The 2,177-nt window shown below is 46.3% G+C and carries 5 protein-coding genes; all 5 read left to right on the top strand.

The annotated features are described in order from the left end of the window. Positions 1 to 119: hypothetical protein (locus AB1466_01690; protein MEW6188813.1), on the top strand; the 119-nt coding region annotated here is incomplete at its 5' end. 119 nt (positions 120 to 238) lie between these two features. Beyond that, positions 239 to 547 (top strand): 30S ribosomal protein S10, encoded by a 309-nt coding sequence (gene rpsJ / locus AB1466_01685; GenBank protein MEW6188812.1) that lies wholly within the window; start codon positions 239 to 241, stop codon positions 545 to 547. Positions 548 to 568: 21 nt separating this feature from the next. Then, on the top strand, positions 569 to 1,228 hold the full coding sequence (rplC, locus tag AB1466_01680) for a 50S ribosomal protein L3 (GenBank protein MEW6188811.1): 660 nt from the start codon (positions 569 to 571) through the stop codon (positions 1,226 to 1,228). Continuing rightward, positions 1,221 to 1,844, top strand: a complete 624-nt coding sequence (rplD, locus tag AB1466_01675) for a 50S ribosomal protein L4 (protein ID MEW6188810.1) — start codon at positions 1,221 to 1,223, stop codon at positions 1,842 to 1,844. The genes rplC and rplD overlap by 8 nt, the downstream gene beginning before the upstream one ends. Then, entirely contained in the window at positions 1,845 to 2,132 is a 288-nt protein-coding gene (rplW, locus tag AB1466_01670; GenBank protein MEW6188809.1) for a 50S ribosomal protein L23, read from the top strand. Positions 2,133 to 2,177 lie beyond the last annotated feature (45 nt).

Below are 2,177 nucleotides of genomic sequence, written 5' to 3'. Positions count from 1 at the left end.
ATGTTGAACTGGAGATAGAGCTGATCACACCCATAGCCATGGAGGAGGGACTGCGCTTCGCCATAAGGGAGGGGGGAAGAACAGTCGGTGCGGGCACGGTGACCAAGATATTGGCCTAATAGTTCACCCGTTGGCTAGTTAGCTAGTTTGCTGGTTGGCTAGAAAAATTAGACAAGCACCAGTCAACTAACAAACCAGCAAACCAAGGTGAACCGTGAACTAGCTATAGGGGGTATCCATGAAGACCCAAAAAATAAGAATAAGACTAAAAGCATATGATCATGAAATAGTCGATCAATCGGCAAAAAAAATAGTGGATACCGTGAGGAGGACGGGAGCCAGGATTTCGGGTCCAATTCCTCTTCCCACGGAACGTAGTCTTTATTGTGTGCTTCGATCTCCTCATGTGAACAAGGATTCTCGAGAGCAGTTTGAGGTGAGGATTCACAAAAGACTCATTGACATTTTGGATCCCACACCTAAGACGGTGGATTCGCTGATGAGGCTAGATTTGCCAGCGGGTGTGGATATAGAAATTAAACTGTAAAGATCTGAATGAGGTGCGGGATTGATGAGGGGGATTTTGGGAAAGAAATTGGGGACGACCCAAATTTTTAAAGAGAATAAAGCGGTGCCCGTAACCGTGGTAGAAGCGGGACCTTGTGTGGTCACTCAGGTGAAAACGAAGGAAAAGGATGGATATTCTGCCATCCAAATCGGTTTTGATGAGGTTAAGGAAAAACACCTTAATGCACCACTTAAAGGACACTTTGCCAGGGCAAAGGTTTCCCCAAAAAAATATCTGGCCGAAGTGACTATTGCAGAAGGTGAAGATTACAAGGTGGGTCAAGTTCTCACAGTTGATATCTTTTCCGAGGGAGAAAGAATAGATGTCACCGGTATCTCCAAGGGTAAGGGTTTTGCAGGTGTCATGAAGAGATGGGGATTTAAAGGAGGTCCTGCCTCTCACGGTTCGCGTTTCCACAGGGCACCGGGTTCCATTGGAGCATGTGCCGATCCCTCAAGAGTTTTTAAGGGAAAGAAGATGCCTGGTCACATGGGCAATGAGAGAGTCACGGTACAAAATTTAGAGGTTGCTAAGGTGGTTCCGGATCAAAATCTTTTATTCCTCAAAGGGAGCATACCCGGAGCCGCGGGCAACTTGGTCATGATCAAGGAATCGATGAAGGTGAAGGGAAAATCCGCCAAAAGGAGTAAACATGCTTAAATTACCGGTTCTGAGTGCTAGGGGAAAGAAGATAGACGAGGTTGAACTCAACCCCCAAATTTTCGAAAGCGAGGTCAATGAATCCCTACTTCATCAGGTCATTAGGTCTCAGCGTGCAGCCATGCGAAGTGGAACGGCTTCAACCAAAACCAGAAATGAGGTTCGGGGAGGGGGCGCCAAACCTTGGCGTCAAAAGGGAACTGGTCGAGCAAGAGCTGGGACTATCCGTTCTCCCTTGTGGCGGGGGGGAGGGGTCGTCTTTGGTCCTAAGCCCAGAGATTATTCTTTTTCGGTACCCAAGAAGGTTAAAAAACTTGCTCTGAAATCGGCTTTGAGTGCGAAAGCCAGAGATTCGGAACTCATAATTTTGGATCATTTCAAGCTCAAACGCCCCAAGACTAAAGAAGCCGTAAGGGTATTAAAAAATCTTAAGGTCACAAAGAAGACGACGGTCGTGGTCGCAGAAGGGAATGAGGATGTAAAGAGGGCTATACGGAATATCCCTTTTGCGAAGGTAATAGAGGTCTCGGAGGTCAATCCATATAATGTCCTCGATAATGATGTTTTAATTCTGACCCGAGATGCCTTGAACCGATTAACGGAGGTGCTTCAGTAGGTGAAGGATTCCAGGGATATCATCATTCGACCCGTCGTCTCTGAGAAAAGTTACAAACTGATTGAGCAAAATAAGTATACTTTTGAAGTTCATCCAAGGGCCAACAAGAGTGAGATTCGCAAGGCGATTGAAGATATTTTCAAAGTCACCGTAGTTGATGTGAACACCATCCCCGTCAAGGGGAAGCTTAGGAGACGGGGGTATACTTTCGGAAGGCAAAGGAATTGGAAGAAAGCTATTATTACGCTCAAGGAAGGCGACCGTATAGAGCTCTTTGAAGGCGCCTAACAGTTAAGTTCACGTTTCACCGTTCACAGGAAAACCTTTTTGCAG

Source organism: Actinomycetota bacterium (genome assembly GCA_040755895.1).
Taxonomy (GTDB): domain Bacteria; phylum Actinomycetota; class Aquicultoria; order Subteraquimicrobiales; family Subteraquimicrobiaceae; genus Subteraquimicrobium.
Note: the sequence above shows the minus strand (reverse complement) of the source record. Positions and strands in the feature narration are given on the sequence as shown.

Bases quoted from the DNA above. Each gene is read 5' to 3' on its own strand.
- rpsJ (MEW6188812.1), top strand. From the start codon at position 239: ATGAAGACCCAAAAAATAAGAATAAGACTAAAAGCATATGATCATGAA.
- rplD (MEW6188810.1), top strand. From the start codon at position 1,221: ATGCTTAAATTACCGGTTCTGAGTGCTAGGGGAAAGAAGATAGACGAG.